22 protein-coding genes are annotated in these 19,962 nt (G+C 59.5%); 18 read left to right on the top strand and 4 right to left on the bottom strand.

The window, feature by feature from the left end; translation table 11 throughout:
• Positions 1-21: 21 nt before the first annotated feature.
• Both M0412_RS12080 and dapB read left to right on the top strand, forming a co-directional pair.
• A complete protein-coding gene (locus tag M0412_RS12080; protein ID WP_142840804.1) occupies positions 22-1,044 on the top strand; it encodes a glucokinase in 1,023 nt (340 codons plus the stop codon).
• Positions 1,045-1,184: 140 nt separating this feature from the next.
• On the top strand, positions 1,185-2,012 hold the full coding sequence (dapB, locus tag M0412_RS12085; protein ID WP_269700420.1) for a 4-hydroxy-tetrahydrodipicolinate reductase: 828 nt from the start codon (positions 1,185-1,187) through the stop codon (positions 2,010-2,012).
• A 9-nt stretch (positions 2,013-2,021) separates the two neighbouring features.
• On the opposite strand, the gene phnF is transcribed toward dapB, so the two are convergent.
• Positions 2,022-2,759, bottom strand: coding sequence for a phosphonate metabolism transcriptional regulator PhnF (gene phnF, locus M0412_RS12090; RefSeq protein WP_269700421.1), 738 nt, complete (start codon positions 2,757-2,759; stop codon positions 2,022-2,024).
• Between the two features lie 82 nt (positions 2,760-2,841).
• Here phnF and phnG point away from each other — a divergent pair, with 82 nt between their 5' ends.
• From phnG to M0412_RS12170, 16 genes are all read left to right on the top strand, one after another.
• Entirely contained in the window at positions 2,842-3,303 is a 462-nt protein-coding gene (gene phnG, locus M0412_RS12095; RefSeq protein WP_269700423.1) for a phosphonate C-P lyase system protein PhnG, read from the top strand.
• The gene (phnH, locus tag M0412_RS12100; protein ID WP_269700425.1) at positions 3,303-3,911 is read left to right on the top strand and encodes a phosphonate C-P lyase system protein PhnH; all 609 of its coding nucleotides are present in this window, start codon (positions 3,303-3,305) and stop codon (positions 3,909-3,911) included. The genes phnG and phnH overlap by 1 nt, the downstream gene beginning before the upstream one ends.
• A 1-nt stretch (position 3,912) precedes the next feature.
• Complete coding sequence (locus M0412_RS12105; protein WP_269700427.1) at positions 3,913-5,022, top strand: carbon-phosphorus lyase complex subunit PhnI; 1,110 nt, start codon at positions 3,913-3,915, stop codon at positions 5,020-5,022.
• Positions 5,023-5,155: 133 nt separating this feature from the next.
• Positions 5,156-6,058 carry an alpha-D-ribose 1-methylphosphonate 5-phosphate C-P-lyase PhnJ gene (locus tag M0412_RS12110; RefSeq protein ID WP_065114568.1) on the top strand — a complete coding sequence of 301 codons (903 nt, stop codon included), beginning with the start codon at positions 5,156-5,158 and terminating at the stop codon, positions 6,056-6,058.
• Positions 6,055-6,831 carry a phosphonate C-P lyase system protein PhnK gene (gene phnK, locus M0412_RS12115; protein WP_269700431.1) on the top strand — a complete coding sequence of 259 codons (777 nt, stop codon included), beginning with the start codon at positions 6,055-6,057 and terminating at the stop codon, positions 6,829-6,831. Before M0412_RS12110 ends, phnK begins: the two co-directional genes overlap by 4 nt.
• A 4-nt stretch (positions 6,832-6,835) precedes the next feature.
• On the top strand, positions 6,836-7,543 hold the full coding sequence (phnL, locus tag M0412_RS12120; RefSeq protein WP_269700432.1) for a phosphonate C-P lyase system protein PhnL: 708 nt from the start codon (positions 6,836-6,838) through the stop codon (positions 7,541-7,543).
• Entirely contained in the window at positions 7,540-8,157 is a 618-nt protein-coding gene (locus tag M0412_RS12125; protein WP_142840797.1) for a DapH/DapD/GlmU-related protein, read from the top strand. Before phnL ends, M0412_RS12125 begins: the two co-directional genes overlap by 4 nt.
• A 237-nt stretch (positions 8,158-8,394) precedes the next feature.
• The gene (gene phnC / locus M0412_RS12130) at positions 8,395-9,255 is read left to right on the top strand and encodes a phosphonate ABC transporter ATP-binding protein (protein WP_142840796.1); all 861 of its coding nucleotides are present in this window, start codon (positions 8,395-8,397) and stop codon (positions 9,253-9,255) included.
• 85 nt (positions 9,256-9,340) lie between these two features.
• A complete protein-coding gene (gene phnD, locus M0412_RS12135) occupies positions 9,341-10,246 on the top strand; it encodes a phosphonate ABC transporter substrate-binding protein (RefSeq protein WP_142840795.1) in 906 nt (301 codons plus the stop codon).
• A 70-nt stretch (positions 10,247-10,316) separates the two neighbouring features.
• Positions 10,317-11,303 carry a phosphonate ABC transporter, permease protein PhnE gene (phnE, locus tag M0412_RS12140; protein WP_142840794.1) on the top strand — a complete coding sequence of 329 codons (987 nt, stop codon included), beginning with the start codon at positions 10,317-10,319 and terminating at the stop codon, positions 11,301-11,303.
• Positions 11,303-12,652 carry a phosphonate ABC transporter, permease protein PhnE gene (phnE, locus tag M0412_RS12145; protein ID WP_269700437.1) on the top strand — a complete coding sequence of 450 codons (1,350 nt, stop codon included), beginning with the start codon at positions 11,303-11,305 and terminating at the stop codon, positions 12,650-12,652. The genes phnE (M0412_RS12140) and phnE (M0412_RS12145) overlap by 1 nt, the downstream gene beginning before the upstream one ends.
• A gap of 289 nt (positions 12,653-12,941) precedes the next feature.
• Positions 12,942-13,640: a DUF1045 domain-containing protein gene (locus tag M0412_RS12150; protein WP_269700439.1), complete on the top strand. Its 699-nt coding sequence runs from the start codon at positions 12,942-12,944 to the stop codon at positions 13,638-13,640.
• Positions 13,637-14,773 (top strand): alpha-D-ribose 1-methylphosphonate 5-triphosphate diphosphatase, encoded by a 1,137-nt coding sequence (locus tag M0412_RS12155; RefSeq protein ID WP_269700441.1) that lies wholly within the window; start codon positions 13,637-13,639, stop codon positions 14,771-14,773. The genes M0412_RS12150 and M0412_RS12155 overlap by 4 nt, the downstream gene beginning before the upstream one ends.
• The gene (phnN, locus tag M0412_RS12160; RefSeq protein ID WP_269700443.1) at positions 14,770-15,363 is read left to right on the top strand and encodes a phosphonate metabolism protein/1,5-bisphosphokinase (PRPP-forming) PhnN; all 594 of its coding nucleotides are present in this window, start codon (positions 14,770-14,772) and stop codon (positions 15,361-15,363) included. Before M0412_RS12155 ends, phnN begins: the two co-directional genes overlap by 4 nt.
• Before the next feature lie 93 nt (positions 15,364-15,456).
• A complete protein-coding gene (locus M0412_RS12165) occupies positions 15,457-16,497 on the top strand; it encodes an AraC family transcriptional regulator (RefSeq protein WP_269700445.1) in 1,041 nt (346 codons plus the stop codon).
• A gap of 468 nt (positions 16,498-16,965) precedes the next feature.
• The gene (locus M0412_RS12170; protein ID WP_269700447.1) at positions 16,966-17,211 is read left to right on the top strand and encodes a transcriptional regulator; all 246 of its coding nucleotides are present in this window, start codon (positions 16,966-16,968) and stop codon (positions 17,209-17,211) included.
• A gap of 222 nt (positions 17,212-17,433) precedes the next feature.
• On the opposite strand, the gene M0412_RS12175 is transcribed toward M0412_RS12170, so the two are convergent.
• From M0412_RS12175 to exbD, 3 genes are all read right to left on the bottom strand, one after another.
• On the bottom strand, positions 17,434-18,423 hold the full coding sequence (locus tag M0412_RS12175) for an Ldh family oxidoreductase (protein ID WP_142840788.1): 990 nt from the start codon (positions 18,421-18,423) through the stop codon (positions 17,434-17,436).
• A 129-nt stretch (positions 18,424-18,552) separates the two neighbouring features.
• A complete protein-coding gene (locus M0412_RS12180) occupies positions 18,553-19,479 on the bottom strand; it encodes a TonB family protein (RefSeq protein WP_142840787.1) in 927 nt (308 codons plus the stop codon).
• The gene (gene exbD / locus M0412_RS12185) at positions 19,476-19,961 is read right to left on the bottom strand and encodes a TonB system transport protein ExbD (protein ID WP_046799164.1); all 486 of its coding nucleotides are present in this window, start codon (positions 19,959-19,961) and stop codon (positions 19,476-19,478) included. Before exbD ends, M0412_RS12180 begins: the two co-directional genes overlap by 4 nt.
• Position 19,962 lies beyond the last annotated feature (1 nt).

Raw genomic sequence — 19,962 nt, forward strand, 5'->3', positions numbered from 1 at the left:
CCCACCAATATGGAACAGGCAATGCCGAAGACGTCCGATACCGAATATCTGTCCTTTCCGATCCTTCTTGGCGACATCGGCGGCACCAATGCCCGCTTTTCCATTCTGATCGATTCCTTTGCAGACCCCGTGCACCTGACCACGGTAAAGACTGCAGAATATCCGACGATCGACGACGCCATCCAGCAGGCGGTTCTGGACAAGACATCACTTCAGCCAGTCTCGACCATTCTTGCGATTGCCGGCCCTATCGAAGGCGACGAGATACCGCTCACCAACTGCCACTGGGTCGTCAAGCCGAAGGGCATGCTGGCTAATCTCGGCCTGAAGGACGTCATCGTCATCAATGATTTCGAAGCGCAGGCTCTGGCGATTGCAGCGCTTGACGACGACAACCGCGAGCCTATCGGCTCCGGCAAGAAAGACATGCTGGCGTCGCGCGTCGTTCTCGGACCGGGCACGGGCCTCGGGGTTGCCGGTCTGGTTTACGCCCGCCATATGTGGTTCCCGGTACCCGGTGAGGGCGGCCATATCGACGTCGGCCCAAGAAGCGCGCGTGATTATGCGGTTTTCCCGCATATCGAAACCATTGAGGGCCGTGTTGCCGGCGAGCAGATCCTGTGCGGACGCGGACTGGTCAATCTCTACCGCGCCGTCTGCAAGACCGATGGCATCGAACCGGTCTTTTCCGACCCGGCCGATATCACCTCGCAGGGGCTTTCGGGCCAGAATGCGCAGGCAAAAGAAACGCTTTCGCTTTTCAGCACCTATCTCGGCCGTGTGGCTGGCGATCTCGCGCTGATTTTCATGGCCAAGGGCGGCGTTTATCTCGCCGGCGGCATTTCTCAGAAGATCATCCCGGCGCTGAAGAGCCCGGAATTCCGGGCCGCGTTCGAAGACAAGGCGCCACACAGCGCGCTGATGCGGACCATTCCGACCTTCGTGGTCACCCATCCGCAGGCGGCGCTTTCCGGCCTCGCCACCTATGCCAGAACGCCTTCCGATTTCGGCCTGGCGCTGGACGGGCGGCGCTGGAGAGCCTGATCGCTCTCCTCTCAAAGGGAACTACCCTTCCCATGTGGCGCTTGCGAAGCGAGCGGCTGGTCTTTAACGTCACCGCTGCAAATATCAAACGTCCGATGCCGGCGGGTTTCGATCCGCCCGAGATGAAAAGTGAGTGAAACATGAGCAGCAGCGGCATGAAACTGGTGGTGGTCGGCGCAGCGGGCCGCATGGGACAGGCACTGATCCGCCTCATTCACCAGACACCAGGCGTCCAGCTGCATGCCGCCGTCGCGCGCGAAGGCTCGGCCTTTGTCGGCCGCGATGCCGGCGAGATTGCCGGTCTCGGCCCGATCGGCGTCGAAATCACCAGCGATCCGTTACAAGCCTTCCTCCATGCCGAAGGGGTGATCGACTTCACCTCACCGGCAACCAGTGTCACCTTCGCGGGCCTCGCCGCGCAGGCACGCATCGTGCATGTCATCGGCACCACGGGCTGCTCCCCCGAAGACGAGGAAAAATTCAAGGCGGCGTCGCGCCATGCCCGCATCGTCAAGTCGGGCAATATGAGCCTCGGCGTCAACCTGCTCAGCGTTTTGACGCAGCAGGCGGCGCAGGCACTGGATGCGCAGAACTGGGACATCGAAGTTCTGGAAATGCACCACAAGCACAAGGTGGATGCGCCGTCCGGTACGGCACTTCTGCTTGGCGAAGCGGCGGCGGCCGGCCGCAGGGTCGATCTCACCACCTCCTCGGTGCGCGTACGAGACGGACATACGGGTGCTCGGGAGACCGGCACCATCGGTTTCGCCACGCTGCGCGGCGGTTCGGTGATCGGTGAACATTCGGTGATCTTTGCCGGTGAAGGTGAGCGCGTCGAGCTTTCCCACTATGCCGGCGACCGCTCCATTTTCGCGCGTGGCGCGATTACGGCGGCTGTCTGGGCCTTCGACAAGAAGCCGGGCTTCTATTCCATGCTGGATGTGCTCGGTCTTTCGCAGGTGGAGTAAGCCCGTACCCTAATTTTCGACCGTGAATTCGACGGTATCGGCCGAAAATCGGCTGACGGCATATTGCACCGGCACGCCATCCATATCGGCATTCAGCGCCTGCGTGACGAGCAGGATGGCACCCGGCGACAATTCGAGATCGGCCAGATCCCGCGTATCGGCGTGGCTGGCTGAAATAACGGTCGAGATGCGCACGTAGTCCGCCACACCGAGCGCCTTGAAAGCGGCCGTGATCGAGCCGCTTTTCTGATAGGCCTCGCCTATTCCGGCAAAACGATCCGCCGGAAACCATGTGGTCGAACGGGACACCGGCCGGGTGTCGGCCTTGCGCAGGGTCTCCAGACGCACGAGCGGAGCGCCGGTCTGAAGTTGCAGCCGCGCTGCCAGATCGGCAGTTGCAGGCTCGGTCGTGTGGGAAAGAAGCAGCGCCTCCATTTCCTTCACCTGATCGCCGATGCCTGCCGTGAACCGTGTGCGCAGTGAAATCGGAAAACTCAGCCGTTCCTTGCGGGCAATCATCGTGCCGCGCCCCTGCATCGGCTCAAGAATACCTTCGCTCGCCAATGCGGCAATGGCGCTTCTGACGGTATGGCGGTTGACGCCGAATTTTTCCGCCAGTGTCATCTCAGGCGGCAACATGCCGGTTTCATCGTGATCACCAGCCGCAATCTCACCTCGGATTCGGTCGGCGATCTGCCGCCAGAGTGCGACGCCGTTCTTTCTTTTCATTGCTGCTGCAGGGCTCATGTCACACGCTTGTCATTCATCGACGTTAATTGTAGCTTATATTGTATAGTTGTCTATATCAATAGACATTAGAGGTCAAGCGATGAATAACGAAGCTGCGAATGTACTTAGCGAAAGGAAGCGGGTGGCGGCACTTCTTGCCCGCGCTACCGTTCAGGAACTTGAGGCGGTCTGGAACCGGCAGGACGCCAGCCCGCAGACGGAAAACGTGCGCGGGCCGGAAACCGGCCTCGTCATGGTCAAGGGCCGTATCGGCGGCGGCGGCGCGCCTTTCAACCTGGGTGAAACCACCGTTACCCGCGCGACGATCAAGCTTGCTTCCGGCACTGTCGGCCATGCGCATGTTCTCGGCACCGGCCGCAAGAAAGCCTGGTACGCAGCCGTTTTCGACGCGCTCTGGCAGGAAAATCCGACGCGTAACTTCATTGAAACCGAGCTTCTCTCACCGGTCGAAAAAAGACTGACCGAAGAAAAGCAGCGGAAAACGAAAGAGACCGCCGCCACGCGGGTCGATTTCTTCACCATGGTTCGAGGAGAAGACTAATGGGTGTCAAAGCCGAAGCATTGACGGGCGGCTTTTCCGACGCCGTCTTCGATTCCCAACGGGTTTTTAAAAAGCTGATGGACGGCATGGCCCGTCCGGGCACACCGCAGACGATCGAAACCGCAGTCGCCCCGCCGGCACCGCTTGCCACGGCGACGGGTGCGGTTCTGCTGGCGCTTTGCGACCACGACACGCCCCTCTGGCTAAGCAGCACGTTGCGGAAAACCGCCGTGCCGGGTTGGGTTGGGTTTCACACCGGCGCGATTGCGACGGAAGAAAAGGGTGCTGCGCAGTTCGCCGTCATTGAGGCGGGCAGCACCATTGCCTCCTTCGGCCTCTTCGCTCAGGGAAGCCAGGAATATCCCGACCGTTCGACGACGGTCATCATCGAATTGCCCGACCTTGATGGCGGACAGGAGTTGTCCCTGTCCGGCCCAGGCATCCGCCACATCAATATCATCAGCCCTTCCGGCCTGCCGGAGATATTCCCGCGGCTCTGGGCGGAGAACAACGCCATTTTCCCGCGCGGCGTCGATGTCATTTTGACCTGCGCCGACAAATTCGTCTGCCTGCCGCGCACGACGCGCATTAAATCCGTGGAGGCATAAGATGTATGTTGCTGTCAAAGGCGGGGAAACCGCCATCGCCAACGCTCACCGGCTTCTGGCAGACAAGCGGCGCGGCGACCGCAACCTGCCGGCGATGACGGTCGCGCAGATCGTTTCGCAGCTTTCACTCGCCGTCGACCGTGTCATGGCGGAAGCCTCACTTTATGATCAGTCGCTTGCAGCCCTTGCCGTCAAGCAGGCGCGCGGCGACATGATCGAGGCCATCTTCCTGCTGCGCGCCTACCGCACCACGTTGCCGCGCTTCGGCTATTCTCTGCCGGTCAATACCGCTGACATGACGGTGCAGCGACGCGTTTCGGCAACCTACAAGGACTTGCCGGGCGGGCAATTGCTGGGACCGACCTTCGATTATACCCATCGCCTGCTCGACCCCTCGCTGCTCGAAGACGAGGCTGTCGAAACCGCTGCGATTCGTGAAGGCGAACCGGATTATGTCATGCGGGTTTCCGATATTCTCGCCGAAGAAGGGCTGATCGAAAGCGATGGCGATATGCCTGACGATCATATTGCCGGCGATCTGACGCGCGAGCCGATGGAGTTTCCGATGTCACGCGACCTGCGCCTGCAATCGCTGGCGCGCGGCGACGAGGGCTTCCTTCTTGCACTCGCCTATTCGACGCAGCGCGGTTACGGCCGCACGCATCCTTTCGTCGGGGAAATCCGCATCGGAGATGTGGAAGTGGAACTGGAGGTTCCCGAACTCGGCTTTGCCGTCTCGCTTGGCGACATCCAGGTTACCGAATGCCAGATGGTCAACCAGTTCAAGGGTTCGGCCAAGGCGCCGCCACAGTTCACCCGCGGTTACGGGCTCGTGTTCGGCCAGAGCGAACGCAAGGCAATGGCCATGTCGCTGGTCGACAGGGCACTGCGGGCCGGTGAATTCGGCGAAGATGTCGTTGCCCCGGCGCAGGATGAGGAATTCGTCATCTCACACGCCGACAATGTGCAGGCGACAGGTTTTGTCGAACATCTGAAGCTGCCGCATTACGTGGATTTCCAGGCCGAACTCGGTCTGGTCAGGAAAATGCGCGCCGATTTCGAGGCGATCAATGCTGATGGCGCGGAATGGATGGGCGATGCGGCCGAATAGCTCAGCGGCTGTGCTGCTCACCAAACCAGTAAGCGCAAAAGACGGTCGATGCTGCAAACACAGCAAAGAACACGGCTGCAAGAATTCCAATCTCCATGAGCTTGTACTCCTTTTTTCGCAAGGTTAACGCGCAATGCTTGAAGAAGTTTCATTTGACGACGGGCTGGCTGCCTACAACTTCGCCTATCTGGACGAACAGACCAAGCGGATGATCCGCCGCGCGATCCTGAAGGCCATCGCCATTCCCGGTTATCAGGTCCCCTTCGCCTCCCGTGAAATGCCCATGCCCTATGGCTGGGGCACCGGCGGCGTGCAGCTCACCGCTTCCATCGTCGGCCCCGACGATGTGCTGAAGGTGATCGACCAGGGTGCCGACGACACCACCAACGCGGTATCCATTCGTGCCTTTTTCCAGAAAGTGGCGAATGTCGCCGTCACCACCCGCACCAGGGATGCAACCATCATCCAGACGCGGCACCGCATTCCGGAAGAAGAACTGCATTCCGGACAGGTTCTGGTCTATCAGGTTCCCATTCCCGAACCCTTGCGCTTCCTCGAGCCACGCGAGACCGAAACCCGCGTCATGCACGCGCTGGAGGAATACGGCCTGATGCACGTCAAGCTCTACGAGGACATCGCCCGCAACGGCCGCATTTCCACCACCTATGCCTATCCGGTGAAGGTTGCCGGACGTTATGTGATGGACCCCTCGCCGACGCCGAAATTCGACAATCCGAAAATGAATATGTCAGACGCCCTGCAACTGTTCGGCGCCGGGCGCGAAAAGCGCATTTACGCCGTACCGCCCTATACCGACGTCGTCAGCCTCGATTTCGAAGACCATCCGTTTGAAATCCAGCGCTTCGACAAGCCCTGCGCACTGTGTGGTGCGGAGAATGTCTATCTGGACGAGGTGGTGCTTGATGATAAGGGCGGGCGGATGTTCGTCTGCTCCGATACCGACCATTGCGAAGACCGCCGCGCCCATGGCCACAAGGGCCATATGCTGGCGGATGTGAAGGAGGCCGCAGAATGAGCGACGCACCGCTTTTGAAAGTCCGGGACGTTTCCAAATATTACGGCGACCGCGCCGGTTGCCGCAATGTCTCCTTCGAGCTTTATCCGGGCGAGGTGCTGGCGATCGTGGGTGAATCCGGTTCCGGCAAGACCACGCTTCTCAACTGCATTTCCACCCGGCTGATGCCAACGGCGGGCAGCGTGGAATATCGCATGCGCGACGGTTCGGTTCGTGACCTCTACCACATGGGTGAGGCTGAACGACGTTTCCTGATGCGCACCGACTGGGGTTTCGTGCACCAGAACCCGGCGGACGGGCTGCGGATGGCGGTTTCGGCCGGCGCCAATGTCGGTGAGCGGCTGATGGCCGTGGGCAACCGGCATTACGGCAATATAAGGCAATTGGCCAGCGAATGGCTGGAGCGGGTGGAAATCGGCACCGACCGCATCGACGACCAGCCGCGCGCCTTCTCCGGCGGCATGCGCCAGCGCCTGCAGATTGCCCGCAATCTCGTCACCTCGCCGCGCCTCGTCTTCATGGACGAACCGACGGGCGGCCTCGATGTCTCCGTGCAGGCGCGCCTGCTCGATCTGGTTCGCGGTCTCGTCAATGATCTCGGCCTTGCCGTCGTCGTCGTCACCCATGATCTGGCCGTGGCACGACTGCTGTCTCATCGCATGATGGTGATGAAGGGCGGCGACGTCATCGAGCATGGTCTCACCGACCGGGTGCTGGATGATCCGCGCGAGCCCTACACGCAATTGCTTGTTTCCTCCATTTTGCAGGTTTGACGCCATGGCGACGCCCCTTATCGTTTCGGAAGTCTTCAAAAGCTTCACCATGCATCTTCGCGACGGCATCGAGCTGCCCGTTGTCCGCGATGTCAATTTCTCCGTTTCGGGCCGCGAATGCGTCGTTCTCGGCGGCCCCTCGGGTATCGGCAAAAGCTCGATCCTGAAAATGCTCTATGGCAACTACGCCATCGACAGCGGGCAGATCCTCATCCGTCATGAGGATCAGGTCGTTGATATCGGCAATGCCTCGCCGCGTACGATCCTCGAAATTCGCCATCGCACCATCGGTTATGTCAGTCAGTTCCTGCGCACCGTGCCGCGTGTTCCGGCAATCGACGTCGTTGCCGAACCGCTCTTCGCGCGCAAAGTGGCCGCCGAGGAGGCGCGTGAGCAGGCTGCTATGCTGTTGTCGAAACTCAACCTGCCGCGCGAACTGTGGTCCCTGCCGCCGGCGACCTTTTCGGGCGGCGAGCAGCAGCGCGTCAACATAGCGCGCGGCTTCATCACCGATCATGCGATCCTGCTTCTCGATGAGCCGACCGCATCGCTGGATGCCGCCAACCGGCGGGTGGTCGTCGACATGATCATCGAGAAAAAAGCCAAAGGCACGGCGCTGCTGGGCATTTTCCACGACGAGGAAGTGCGCGAAGCCGTTGCCGACCGCATTCTCGACGTCTCGCAATTCTCTCCCCGGAAGGCAGCGGCATGAGTGTCAAGGTCGGTCTCGAACCCGTCATTCACGACACCGCCCGCGTCACCAATTCCTCGATCGGCCGCTATACCGAAATTTCGGAGCGCTGCCGCCTCGAGGAGGTTGAGATGGGCGACTACTCCTACGTCATGCAGGATGGCGCGATCTGGTGCGCCACCATCGGCAAATTCGTCAATATCGCCGCTTCCGTCCGCATCAATGCCACCAATCACCCGATGCAGCGGGCGACATTGCACCATTTCACCTACCGCGCCCGCAGCTACTGGGACGACGCCGAGGATGAAACGGATTTCTTTGCCGCACGCCGCGCCAAGCGGGTGGTGATCGGCCACGATGTCTGGATCGGCCATGGTGCGACCCTCCTGCCCGGCGTGACGGTGGGGAACGGTGCGGTGATCGGCGCTGGCGCAGTGGTATCGAAAGATGTCGCACCCTATACCATCGTCGGCGGCGTGCCCGCCCGGCTGATCCGCGAGCGTTTTTCAGCGGAGCTCGGCCGGCGAATGGATAATCTGAATTGGTGGGATTGGGACCATGCAAGGCTACGCGGTGCGCTCGATGATTTCCGCGCGCTCGCCGCCGAGGATTTCGTGGCGAAATATGGCGGATGAATTCCGCTCAGGGCGAAGCAATTGCAGTCCCGGGACCATGTCCCGGGATTTCTGTTTGTCGCCTCCAGACATGCCCGTCGGGATTTCCTGCTCATGACTTGCCTGACGAAAGGTTTGTCGGCGAACCCCTCGGCGTCGTATCTGCGAATTCTGTAATATTTTCTTCATTAAACTGACACGCGCAATTCATGGACCGCTGTTAGGTCGAACCCCGTCATAAGAAGATTGGACGGGGAAATGAGCTTTCACCTGAAGCAAGTCACGCGCCGTTTCGGCAACCACACCGCGGTCGATGCCGTAAATGTCGAGATACCGCAGGGTCAGATGGTCGGCGTGATCGGACGCTCCGGCGCCGGCAAATCGACGCTGCTGCGCATGATCAATCGCCTCGTCGATCCCTCCTCGGGTTCCATTCACTTCAACGACATGGAAGTTTCGTCGCTGAAGGGTGCGGCGCTGCGCAACTGGCAGCGCGACTGCGCCATGATTTTCCAGCAGTTCAATCTGGTGCCGCGTCTCGATGTGCTCACCAATGTCATGCTTGGCCGTCTCAACCACCGTTCGACGGCGCTCAGCCTGTTCAACATTTTCACCAATGATGAGCGCCTGATGGCAATCGCCGCCCTTGAGCGGCTCGGCATCGAACATGTGGCCATGCAGGCTGCCGGCACGCTTTCCGGCGGCCAGCAGCAGCGCGTCGCCATCGCCCGCGCCCTGATGCAGTCTCCGAAGATGGTTCTGGCCGATGAGCCGATCGCATCGCTCGACCCGCTCAATGCCAAGATCGTGATGGACGCGCTGCGCGACATCAACGAGCGCGAAGGCATCACCGTCATCACCAACCTGCACACGCTGGATACGGCGCGCAATTATTGCGAACGCATCATCGGCATGTCGCAGGGCCGTGTTGTCTTCGACGGAACGCCGGCGGAGCTGACCGCCGCGGCCGTCACGGAGATTTACGGGACCGATTCACAAGGGTCCGGCATCGACGAGACCATGACGTCGACCAGCATCAACATTCCCGGCGCGCAGCTTCCCGCACGGCCGATACAGCAATCTGCCGGTCCCGAACCGCTCGCTCTCGCCGGGCTCTGAGGAACCGCTCAGCATCGTTTGTGCCCGCGTCAAGGGCCGATATTTCACAACAAACTCCGGCTCGCCGGGAAACAGGAGAAAGTCCATGTTGAAGAAAATCCTTCTTTCGGCAGTCGCCCTTGGCGTTCTGGCCGGTTCCGCCATGGCTCAGGACGTCAAGGTCCTGCGTATCGGTCTCGACGGTTCTGAAAACGAAGCCGACCAGATCCGCAACACGAAGTGCGTTGCCGACGGCCTCAAGGCTGCGACCGGCGTTTCCGAAGTTCAGGTTTTCCCGTCGCCGGACTATAACGGCGTCATCCAGGGCCTGCTCGGCGGCACCATCGACATCGCTTCCATGGGCGCTTCCTCCTACGCCAAGATCGCTCTTGCCGATCCGAAGGCCGTCGATCCGATCCTGACCACCGCTGGCGCCGATGGTTCGACCGGCTATTACACGATCATGGTTGCCCGCAAGGACAGCGGTATCAAGACGCTGGCTGACGCCAAGGGCAAGAAGATCGGTTTTGCCGACCCTGACTCCACCTCCGGCTTCCTCGTCCCGAACGTGGCTATCCCGAAGGAAACCGGCGTTCCGGTGAAGGAATACTTCTCCGAGACCGGCTTCGGTGGCGGCCATGAGAACCTCGTTCTCGCCGTTCTCGACAAGAAGTTCGACGTTGGCACGACCTTCGGTTCGGGCGTTGGCAAGTGGGAAGAAGGCTACACGGCCGGCAACCTCTACCAGATGGTCAAGAAGGGCAACCTCGACATGGACGATATCGTCGAAGTCTGGAAGTCGCCGCTGATCCCGAACGGCCCGCTGATGGTTACCAACAAGCTCGGCGACGCCATGAAGCAGAAGGTCGAAGACTTCTTCATGGAACTGCCGAAGAAGGACCTCGCCTGCTTCCAGGGTTTCACCCAGGGCAAGAACACCGCCTACATCAAGGTCGACCCGTCCTTCTACCAGACGATCATCGACGCCCGTAAGTCCGTTATCGGCGGCTGATCCTGCGATCATACCCGGAAGCGGCGGTGCCTTGCGGCGCCGCCGCTTTTGCCAATAAAGGAAAAGCGGCATGACGACCACACTGCATCATGGCACCCTCTCCCCCAAGGGATTGAGCGCATCGTCCCAGACGGTGATGCGTCATTATCAACAGCAGCTTGCGACAAGACGGATTTATACCGTTATTTCGCTTGTGATCTTCCTCGTCATCCTCGCCGCTTCACTGAATTTTGCCAACGCGGCCAATTCAGGCAAATTCTTCGAGCGCCTGCCCTATTTCTTCGACTTCATGAAAACCTTCGTGCCGGACAGCCCGCTTGAAATTTTCCGGGCGATGTTCGACCTGCCGTCACCCTATGCGGACGGTTCGCTGAAATATAATTACGTCGCGGATCGTGTTTACATCACCGACAGCTTCTACATCCCGCATTTCATCTATCAGCTGATCATCACGCTCAACATCGCGCTGGTTTCGACAATCATCGGCACCAGCTTTGCCTTCGTGCTCTGCTTCTTTGCCTCCACCAATCTCGTCGGTGCCGGGATTGTGCGCTGGGTCGTGCGCCGGGTAATGGAAGTTTTGCGCGCCTTTCCGGAAATCGTCGTTGCCGGCTTGCTGACCGCCATTCTCTCGATCGGCCCGATTGCCGCGATCATCGCGATTTCAGTCCACACGATCGGCGCTCTGGGCAAGCTGTTCTTCGAAGTGGTGGAAAATGCCGACATGAAGCCGGATGAAGGCCTTCGCGCGTCCGGCGCAAACTGGCTGGAACGCGTTCGCTTCGCCATCGTGCCGCAGGTTCTGCCCAACTTCGTGTCCTACGCGCTGCTACGCGCCGAAATCAACGTGCGCGCCTCCACCATCATCGGTGCTGTCGGTGGCGGCGGCATCGGCGAGGTGTTCCGGCTGTCGATCGGCAACGATCATGCTTCCAAGACCTATGCCATCATCATCCTGCTGCTGATCACCATCATCGCCGTCGACCAGTTTTCCAGCTGGCTGCGCCGCAGACTGATCGGCCATCAATCCTTCGAATTCGGACGGGGAGCAGCCTGATGTCCTCCAGCTTCATTCTCAACACTGCCGAGCGCGAAAGGCTGACCGCCGCGCATCCCGCGATTTTCAAACGCGGCTTCATGAAGCGTTACGGTCTGCTGATCGGTATTCTCGCCACCGTCATCTATCTCATCAGCTGCTTTTTCTTCTTTAATGTCGGGCCGGCTTTCATGCAGGGCCGCTGGGATCGTGCCTCGAGCTATATTCAGGACTGGTATTCCTGGCGTGCCCAGCCGCGCCTGCGCTTCGAAGATGGCAAGGTGGCGCCGCAATGGTCGAGCCGCGGGCAATATCCCGTCGACTCAAAGATCGACTGGTTGCAGCCCTTGCCCGATGGCGGCTACAGCGTGATCTATGCTGGCATGGAAAACCGCCTCGACGTGACGCCGACCCGGGTGGACGTTTATGTCGACGGCAAGAACTACCCCGTCATCATCAACGGTGAGCAGGCGCGGGCGCCTGAGGGACTGCCGGAAGAAATCCAGCAGGACGGCAACAAGGTTCTCGTGCATTACGGTTTTGCCGGCCAGGCGGAAATCCGCACCAGCCAAGTCTATGTACAGCGCCGCTTCCTTGGATGGGCAAACTTCCTGTTTGACACCAGGTCGGAATTCTGGGGCAAAGGCTATGGCGAACTCGCGGCTCTGGCGCTGTGGGGAGAAAGGCTCGATCCCGAGCGCTCCAATCTCAGCCATATGGTGGATGATTTCCTCGACAACAGCGTCTGGCAGCATGCCGATATTCTTTCCAAGCTGATGCAGACGCTGGTCATGGCCTTTGTCGGCACGTTGTTCGGCACGCTCGTTGCCCTGCCGCTCGCCTTCATCGCCGCCCGCAACATCACCGCCAACAGGGCTGCCAACTGGGGCATGAAGCGTCTGTTTGACTTCCTGCGTTCGATCGACATGCTGATCTGGGCGCTGTTCTTCACCCGCAGTTTCGGTCCCGGACCGATCCCCGGCATTGCCGCGATCTTCTTCACCGATACCGGAGCGCTCGGCAAGGTCTATGCCGAGGCGCTGGAGAATGTCGATGACAAGCAGCGCGAGGGCGTCAAATCGGTCGGTGCTTCCGCGATTGCCGTCAATCGTTTCGGCGTGCTTCCGCAGGTGCTGCCGGTCTTCATTTCCCAGTCGCTCTATTTCTGGGAAAGCAATACTCGCTCCGCCACGATCATCGGTGCTGTGGGTGCGGGCGGTATCGGCCTGAAGCTGCTGGAAGCGATGGGCACCAACGCCGACTGGGACAAGGTTGCCTATATGGTCCTGCTTATCCTCTTCGTTGTTTTCCTGTTCGACCATATCTCCAATTCGCTGCGTTCGCGTCTGATTGGAAAAACGCAGCACTAGGCCATGAAAGATAAGGGCGGGATGTATGCGAAGGCCGTAGCAGCTTCCCTATCCCGCCCTGCTAAAACCACGGGTCCAAAGACGGATTTTTATCCCTGACGCATTCGTCCTGATGTCCGGGCGCCCCCCAAGGGGCATTCCGGGGCTTAACCGCATTTCGAATGTGCTTTTTTCCATCTGCATCATCATTCTGTCACGGAAAGCGATTACCTCGCACTCCTGACCTTGCGGGAAGCGGGCGAGTCACGCCAAATAGCTTCTCATCCCTGGTTTTCCATGACACTGAAGAGTGCTTGCCGTGCGCTACGCCATCTATTTTTCTCCGGCTAAAGATCATCCGCTGACTGAAGCAGCGTCGCGCTGGCTTGGGCGCAATGCATTTTCCGGTACGCTGCATGATGACCATGACGCCTATGCGGACATGACGGAAGAACCCCGCCGTTACGGTTTCCACGCGACCCTGAAGGCTCCCTTCGAGCTTGCCGAAAAATACAGCGAGGCCGAGCTTCTTGCCGCTGTCGAAGGTTTTGCCGCAAGCCAGCCGGCCTTCGATATTCCGCGTGTCGTCGTTGGCGCGCTCGGGCCGTTTTTCGCGCTGGTTCCGGACCGGACCTACCAGCCGCTGCAGGATTTTGCCGCCGAGATCGTCGACCATTTTGACCGGTTTCGCGCGCCTCTGTCGGAGACCGATATTGCCCGCCGGCGGCCACAGATGCTGACGGAAAGCCAGCGGCAAAATCTGTCGCTCTGGGGTTATCCGCATGTCATGGACGACTTCCGTTTTCACATGACGCTGACCGGTCGTATCGACGAAGACGACCAGCCCGCCATGCAGGAGGTGCTTTCGGCGCGGTTTGCCGAATTCGTCGACCAGCCTCTCACCATTTCCGGCCTCGCTTTGTTCATCGAAGAAACGCGCGGCGCGCCCTTTACCGTTCATCGCTGGCACCCGCTTGGCCAGCAGCCAAAGAAAGATGCGAACCCATGACCGAGCACGCCCTCTCCAATGCCCGTATCGTTTTGGAAGACGATATCATTCTGGGATCCGTTCTGATCCGCGACGGCAAGATTGCGGATATCACCGAAGGCGCCTCCAAAACCGGAGAAGACCTCGAAGGCGACTTCCTGATCCCGGGTCTGGTGGAACTGCATACCGACCATCTGGAACAGCACTATTCACCGCGCCCCGGCGTGATCTGGGACAAGATCGCCGCCATTCAGGCCCATGATGCACAGGTTGCGTCATCAGGCATCACCACCGTGTTCGATTGCCTGCGGCTCGGCTCGGATGAGGATGGCGGCTTCAAAAAGGGCGAAATGCGGGAAATGGCTGATGCCATCGAAGCGGCAGCGGATCAGAACCGCCTGCGCGCAGATCACCTGCTGCATCTGCGCTGTGAGGTCGCCTCCGCCGATGTGCTGGAACATTTCGAAGATTTCGAAACCGATCCGCGTGTGCGGCTGATTTCGCTGATGGACCACTCCCCGGGCCAGCGCCAGTTCCAGTCGATGGACCAGTACATCTTCTATTACCAGAAGAAGCGCGGGCTGAGCGACGAGGCTTTTGGCGAGTTCGTCCGCCGGCGGCAGGCCGCATCGGCCGAATATTCCGCCAAGCACCGGGATTATCTGGCCGCCACCTGCGCCAAGCGCGGCATCACCGTCGCAAGCCATGACGACGCCACCGAAGCGCATGTGGGCGAAGCCATCGGCCACGGCGTTAAACTGGCGGAATTTCCCACCAGCGTCGAGGCTGCAAAAGCCTCGCATAGCGCTGGCATGAGTGTCTTGATGGGCGCTCCGAATATCGTTCGCGGCAAGTCCCATTCCGGCAACATCGCCGCCCGCGATCTCGCCGAGATCGGTGTGCTGGATGTTCTTTCTTCCGACTATGTGCCGTTCAGCCTGCTTTTCGCACCGTTCCTGCTCGCCGATCAGGTGGAAGCCATCACCCTGCCTGAAGCGCTCCGTATGGTCACCGCCACACCGGCTCGCACCGTTGGTCTTCTTGACCGCGGCCGTATCGCCACGGGATTGCGGGCCGATCTGGTTCGGGTTCACCGCGAAGATGGCGTACCGGTCACCCGCTCGGTCTGGCGTCAGGGCAAGCGCGTGGCATGACCGGCAACGGAGAAGTCAGCCGGCGCGAGAAAACGCCCGGCACGATGATTGTGGTTGTCGGCCCGAGCGGGGCCGGCAAGGATACGCTAATGGACTATGCGGCAACGCAATTGTCCGGACGGCCCGGCTTCCACTTCACCCGCCGGGTGATTACCCGCAGTGGTGATGCGGGTGGCGAAAATCACGATGCCGTTTCGATGCAGGAGTTCAACCGGCTGCAGGATGAGGGCGCATTCGCCGTCTCCTGGCAGGCGCATGGGCTGAAATATGGTATTCCGGCTGCGGTCTACCGCCAGCTTGAGGCGGGGGACGTGGTGATCGCCAACGGTTCCCGCTCGGCCTTGCCTGAATTCAGCTCCGCCTTTTCCCGCCTGAGGGTGGTGAACATCGTCGCCCGGCCGGAAGTGCTGGCGCGGCGGCTGGAACAGCGCGGGCGGGAAAGCCGCGAGGATATTCTACGGCGGCTGGAACGCAGCTCGCTTGCGGTCGTCGGAGATTTTGACGTGACGACGGTGGATAATAGCGGCGCGATCGAAGATGCGGGCAAGACCATCATGCAGGTATTGGAACAAAGCGCCGGCCGCGACTGATCTTGATATCTGAGGCCCTGACCGCTCGACAAAAGGTCACGCAAAGCTTACCATCAGGCGACAAATTCCAAACATGGTACGCCAAGGCGAGGGATGCCCGAAAAGAGGGTCAGTGACGAGATAACTGTGGTGGCTGGTCTGGCCGCCGGCGTTAGCAATTATGCGCGGTCGCGGGGGATTGATATCGTCCCCATTTGCAAGGCTCTCAATATTGATCCCGCCACTTTCGACAGTCTGACGGAGCGCATAAGTCTCGACAGATTATGCCGATTGCTCGAAACCTGCGCCTTGATTTCCGGTGACGACGCCTTCGGTCTGCAATGCGCCTCCGCATTTCCGGCCGGCGCATCCGGTGCATTTGGTTACGGTTTGATCAGCGCGCCGACGGTGCGGGCTTTCCTGCGGTTTCTTCAGGATCACGTTTATTACGCGACCAACAACAGCAATTTCACCATGGTTGCGGATACCACGCATGTAACGCTTTCCTGGTCCTTCGCGCCTGTTATTGCCAAGCGTGATCAATATGTGGATCTTTCCCTGACAGTGCTGATCCAGCGCCTTCGCGATATTCTGGGCGAGCGGATCAATCAGGTCGAAATAGGTCTGGAGCGACAGAAACCGAATAATATTCAGCTATTTAAAGAAAGAATGACCAAACGGATCAGCTTCTCCCAGGCGATCCACACGATGCGTATTCCTGTCTCGCTCCTCGACGTGGCCAATCCGAACGCAGATGAGCGGCTGTTCGAACTGATGAACCTGCAATGCCGGATGCTGCGACCGGAAACATCGGCGGATGCAACACATTTCATCGATCAGGTAAAACGGTATATGCAGATGCGGCTGTCGGATGCGGAGCTTTCGCTTGGCGAAATCGCCCCCTACTTCAATCTTTCCGAACGGAGTTTTCAGCGGCGGCTTGCCGAACTTGGCACCAATCTCAACGAGATAAAAGACGCCATACGCAAAAATGCCGGCTTCAAGCTTCTGGTGGAAAGCGACCTTTCGGTGTCCGACATAAGCTATCGACTGGGCTATTCAACGCCCGGTGCGTTTTCGCGCTCCGTTTCCCGCTGGTTTGGGGCAACGCCGACGGATATTCGCAAGAAACATGCGCATCATTCCGCCGGATAAGACAGATTTGCAGCATCAATATTTCGAAAATACACATTAAAATTCAGAATTATGTCGGATTTTTCCGGCTCCTGTGCCGAAACATAACAATAAAAACGTAAAACTTGGCGCGAGATGTTATTCTATCGGTGCAGTATATCGCTTATTAGAGCGCCGCGTGGCCCTTAGGGTTTGACGGAAAACATTCCAAAGCTTTGAATCTGCACATTGTTCTGATCCAGAACCGATTCTGGTTTTGCGAATGTCGGTGTGGCAGCACTCCCTGTGCCTAGGAACAACGTCAATGCGGGGCCGGCTAGCTGCGAAAGCGGCCACTGTTGGATATTCCTGGTGCCAGATGAAACCTATTGGCGAAATTGACGTTTCCGTTCGCGTGCAGACAGAACGTTCGCGGGCGGGCCTCGGGGAATGAAATTATTACCTGATCGCACCGCCGGGCAGGTCAATCTCTTTTGAGGCAGAAAGAACATGTCTTTAAAAACGCCGCATGAACATCGCCAGACGCGCGAGATCGCCCTGTCGGACCGGGAACGGCACTATCTGGGACTGGTGGCGCGGGGTAAACACCCCTCCCACATCGCCCTTGTGACGGGTGCGACCGAGGCAGAGGTGAAGGACACGCTGGAAGTGGTGCGTAACCAGCTGGGTGCCACCAATCTGCTGAATGCCGTCAGCATTGCCCTGCTGCGTGGCCTGATCGAGCAGGATATCTGAGGCTTTTTCGCTCCAGCGGCTTATGTGGACGCGTCCCCTTCCCGTAAGCCCAAACCGGATGAGCGGCTTTCTGCGTCAAAATCCCCTCATTTTGATGGCGGGATGGCGGACCAAAAGCGGGCCGGAAATGATTTCCGGTCCATATCGACGCAAATGCAAAGCGGCCATAAACGGTTTGCCCGGCGGATCATCAGGTCCGCCGGGTTTTCATTTTACAACTGTTTAAAGCGACTGGATTTCAGCAAGGATATCGCTTTCGACGACGATGCCGCTTTCCAGCGCCTGCCGGCGAACGCCCTGGCTACGGCGGCCGGGCAAACGCACATTCTCCTGCTTTTCTATCTCACCGGCGATGAGCGCCAGTCGTTCAGTAAAGACTGCACCACCCGAGGACACGGGATCGATGACGATAATCGTGTGGCCGAGTGACGGTGGCGCGCCCTTGTCATCCAGAAGGGAAGAGGCTTCGAACGCGAAATTTCCTCCGGTCAGCGCGGCGGCCATGATTTCCACCATCAGCGCCAGTGCGGCACCTTTCGCCTCGCCGGCGGGCACCATGGTTCCCTCGATGGCTTCTTCAGGATCGGTGGTTGGCCGGCCGTTTCTGTCGAGCGCCCAGTCCCCCGGAATAGTTTCGCCCTTCTGACGGGCCGCCATGATCTTTCCGCGTGCTACCTTGGAAAGCGCCAGATCGATCACCAGAGGATCAACGTCGCCAACCGGGGTCGCGAATGCGATTGGATTGGTGCCATAAAGGGGTTTGTTGCCACCCCACGGGGCCATGGATGCCGGCGCATTGGCGAACATCAGCGCGACAAGACCCATCTCGGCAAAACGTTCGACAGTTAATGCCATGACGCCGGCGTGATGGGAGCGATGGATGGCGGCAAGCGCAATGCCCTGCTGCCGGGCCATTTCAGGCAACTGCTCCAGCGCGCAATCAATCGCCGGATAGGCATAACCGTGGTTGGCGTCGATCGACAGCACACCCGGCTTCACGCGCGTCGCCACCGGCCGCGCCTTGCCATCGACTTTTCCCACCCGCGCCTGGCGGACATAAACGGGGATACGGCGAAAACCGTGACCGCTCTGGCCTGCCGCTTCGGATGCGACGAGCGCCTTCGCCACTGAGCGGGCGTTCTGCGGCAGAACGCCGTTGCGCTCAAAGATAGAGGAGACGAGATCCTCCGCCTCTGCGATTGAGAATTTCATTCCGGAATGCCTCTGCTTGGTAAAGTCGACAAAGACCTACACCATCGAAAACATTCGCGAAATCTTATTCACGCGCAAACGGATGTGCGCGTGAGGAATAGTGGACATGCCCGTTAATTTAAACGGGTTCTAGCGGATGCTGATCGGCAGCGTGATCGTCTTGCTTGCTTCCGGAGGCGGAGCAGGCACGGGTGACGCGCTCTGGATCCAGGCCGCAATCTGCTGGTCGATTGAGGAATCGCCGGTGGACTGGACCACGCTGACCCCACTGATCGCGCCTGCGTCATTGACCCTGAACCGCACCGTTGCCGTCATTGCATCACTGCGAAGCGAACGTGGCTTGCGCCGCTGGATATGGGAACGAACCTTCGATCCCCACTTTGCCGGTGAGGCAGACGACGATGAGAAGAAACCGGCATTGTTGCGCGATGCCGCTGTCCTGTCGGACTGCTGTGCCTCGGCCTTGGCCGTTTCGCGCAATTCCGATGCCTGCTGCGGTTTGGGGCGCTGGCGCTCGACCTTCTTCTTTTCTTCCGGTTCTTTCTTCTCGACCTTCTTTTCAACGGGCGGCGGTGGCGGCCGAATGACAGGCAAGGGAACCTCGATATTTTCGAGTTCCGCCATCATCTGTTCCTGCACGGGGTCGATCTGCTCTACCGGCTCAGGAATTTCCTGTGGCTCGACAATCTCCTCAACCGGCGGTTCCGGCGGCTGCACAGGCTCCGGCGGCGGCGTTTCCGCAACCGGTTCCGGTGGCGGCGGCTCTTCCGGTGGAGGTTCCTCCATCGGCTGGCTGTTGTCGCTCTTTACCTCTTCGGCGTCCTCGACATCCTGCGCCGGTGTCGTTTCTTCAGTGTTGACGGCTTCCGGTATCGCCGCCATCTCAATCATGATCGCGGCTGGCGGTGGCCCGCCAGCATCGAGTTCTTCCGGTTCCTGCATCAGATAATAGGCAAAACCGGCATGAACGCTCAGCATGAGCAGCGCCGCGGCGGACCACAGCGTCACTTCCCCCAGACGGGAATGTCGGGACTGCGGGTAGCCGTTTTCAGTCATGGCGCCGTTCCCGGCGCCGTCGGCGCGGCGGGTTGGGCGGCATTGGCGGGCGGCGATGCCGCACCGACATTTTCCAGACCCACCAGGGCGATCTTCAGGTAACCGGCATCCCTGAGCAGGTTCATGATTTCCATGAAGTGACCGTAGTCGACGGCCTTGTCGGCGCGCAGGAAAATGCGCGTATCCTTCTTGCCGCCCGTCTGCCTGTCAATCGACGCCGCCAGTGCTTCCCGGGCAACGACATCATTGCCGAGGTTAAGCGAGAGATCGTCCTTGACCGTCAGATAAAGCGGTTCTTCCGGACGCTCCGCCGGCTTGGCGGTGGATGCGGGGAGATCGACATTCACATCCACCGTGGCCAACGGCGCAGCCACCATGAAGATGATGAGCAGAACCAGCATCACGTCGATGAAGGGCGTGACGTTGATCTCGTGGTTTTCGGAGAGATCGTCTCCGCTATTTTCGCGAATACCGCCAGCCATG

Origin of the sequence: Agrobacterium sp. O3.4, assembly GCF_041414895.1 — a bacterium.
Lineage (GTDB): Bacteria > Pseudomonadota > Alphaproteobacteria > Rhizobiales > Rhizobiaceae > Agrobacterium > Agrobacterium cucumeris.